Annotated in this window: 1 protein-coding gene; it reads right to left on the reverse strand. The window is 40.8% G+C overall.

The genetic code is table 11. The features are described from left to right. Positions 1-2512 (reverse strand): response regulator (locus A3G19_RS09010; RefSeq protein ID WP_294872170.1); only part of this gene is annotated, 2512 nt, incomplete at its 3' end. Positions 2513-2828: the final 316 nt, after the last annotated feature.

The raw sequence follows: 2828 nt of genomic DNA on the forward strand, positions 1-2828 counted from the left end.
AGGGGTGATTAAACATATCGGATATCTTATCCATTATTGTATCAATCAAATTTTCATCTCTTTGACACTGTACGACAACAACAAACTCATCCCCACCGCTACGTACGATGAATGAATCAGGCGGAAAGGTATTTTGAAGAATATGGGTCACATCAATAAGTAATTTATCTCCGAAACTATGCCCGTAGGAATCATTGATCTCTTTAAATTCGTCCAGGTCAAGAAGCATAAATGCCAGTTTGACATTTTCAGAAAATTGCTTCTCCATAAACTCATGTAAACTGAGATGGTTGGGCAGTCCGGTAAGTTCATCATGATGTGCCAAATGATCGTACCTCTCTTTTTCCGCAATGATTCTAATTTGGTCTTCTTTCTGTCGTGTTATGTCTTGCATTACACCTTGGACTTTACTAACTTCCCCCTCTTCAATGACAGGTGAACCGACGGTTCGTACCCATTTATGGATTCCAGTAGCACTAATAATCTCCAGTTCCAAATCATACGCCCTACCCAGTGTAATGGCATCGTGTATCGCTTGCTCAATAATCGGGCGTGACTGAGGGGTATAAAATTCAAGTCCTTTGCTGACATCAATAGACTCATTTGGAGGAAGATCATGGATGCGGATGAGCTCATCCGTCCATTCCCCCTTCATCGTTTTTGTATCAAAACTCCATCCCCCTATTTTGGCAATATAATTCGTTTGTGACAACAGCTGTTCATGGGCTCTTTTACGATATTTGCCGAGTTTTACCGCCCCATCGACTCGGGCAATCAACTCACCGCTGTGAAACGGTTTTGAGAGATAATCGTCCGCACCGGAATTCAGCCCTTCAGTTTTATCAATCTCTCCCGCACGAGCTGAGAGCAAAATAATCGGCAACGAATAGGTATATTCGGCAGAACGTATTTTCTTTAACAATTCAAAACCGTTTAATCGTGGCATCATGACATCGCTTAGGACAAGATCCGGCAAACTTTTTTGACACATTTCCCATGCATCTTCCCCATCAACGGCCAAAGAGACACTGTATCCGGCATCTTCCAGCAATCGTTTGATAAATTCCCGCATATCCGCATTATCATCGGCCACGAGAATCTCTCCTTTGGTATTCTCTTTTGGAGTATAAATTTCATCTTTTTTATTTTCACTGCTCCAGCGTTTTGCTTCAGCTATGTATGTTTGTGCGTGTCGTGGCAGTTTTCCAGATGCTTCATCGTAAGATCTCTTGTGCTCAGAAGCTTCATGCTGAATTCCTAATGGCATAGAAATGGTAAATGTCGTTCCCTCTCCTACTTTGCTGGTAACTTCGATACTTCCCCCCTGAAGTTTCACCAGTTCTTGAACCAGCGACAAACCGATCCCTGTCCCCTCATAGGAACGTCCGTATGAATTTTCAACCCTGTAAAAACGTTCAAATAATTTTGGTAGTGCTTCTTCGGGAATTCCTATACCGGTGTCTTGAATACGCAAAACTGCTTTTCCGTTCTCAGATCGGGTCGATACGGTAATGGAACCGTCCTGGGTAAACTTGAATGCGTTAGAGAGGAGATTTAAAACAATTTTTTCCCACATCTCTCTGTCTATTTCCACCCATTCGCTCATAGGGGGACAATCTACAATTAATTGAACATTGGCAAGTTCGGATGCCGATGAAAAATTACTCGCCAAATCAGCTGTCAACGTTGAGAGATCCGTTGCTTCATACGCTGCTCTCGCCCGGCCTGCTTCAATTCGTGAAAAGTCGAGAAGATTGTTGACCAATTTCAACAATCGTAATGCATTGCGATGAATAATTTCAATATTTGCCGTAATCCGGTCATCATCTAAATTCTGACGATTAGCAAGGAGCTCTTCAACAGGAGCCAACATTAAAGTCAAAGGGGTTCGGAACTCATGGGAAATATTGGAGAAAAATTCAGTTTTGAGTCGATCAAGCTCTTTGAGTTTGTCATTCAGAAGCATGAGTTCTTTTTCTCTGGCTTTAATGAGACGATTAGCCTCTTTCACCTCTTTCGCCCGTTTTAAGACCTCTGCTTCAAGCCTGTTTGTTTGCATATCCGATGATTGGCTGACGGTATTGTTCGCTTCTTTGAGCAATACAAAATCGGTTACATCTTCAACATTATGGATAATATATTCGACTTTATCCTCTTTCCCAAATATCGGCGCATTTACGGGACTCCAGTATTTTACTTCATATCCCTCACTGCCGTCTCGGAGCGGAATGTCGTATTTTTGTATTCCCATAATATCGGTTTGACCATATCGAACAACACTGTCCAAAGAAATATGCAGATCACTAACACCGCTGACGGATTCATCACTTGGATTATCAGGGAAAACTTCAAAGAGGGGTTTGCCTATGACATTTTCACGCATAATACCCGTCGCATTCAAATAGTAATCGTTTACAGCAACGATTGTGTAGGCTTCATCCGCCTGTAAAATAAGATAAGGATGGGGACTCGCTTCAAAGAGTAGCTTGAAAAAGATTTCAGACTGACGCATAGGAATCTTCCAATAAATTAGATTTTATTCCGTTATATTATAACGCCAAAATGTAACTTTGCAGTCCGATATCGTTGTACTGTACAAAAGAGCATTATTGCATGCATATAACTCGATTCTATGCATTGTACTACCCGTATAATTAGCCTCTAAATAATAAAATAATATAATAGTTTCTTCTAAACTATTGTGCTTAAAGGGGTTTGATGCTCAATTTTATCGACTATATCTATTTTATCTACGGCCTTGCCTTTTTCATGTTTGGTTTTAGTATCCTCCACTATCCGATGGAAAATTCTATTTTTAAATTTACCCG

This window comes from Sulfuricurvum sp. RIFCSPLOWO2_12_FULL_43_24, from assembly GCF_001829605.1.
Classification (GTDB): Bacteria; Campylobacterota; Campylobacteria; order Campylobacterales; family Sulfurimonadaceae; genus Sulfuricurvum.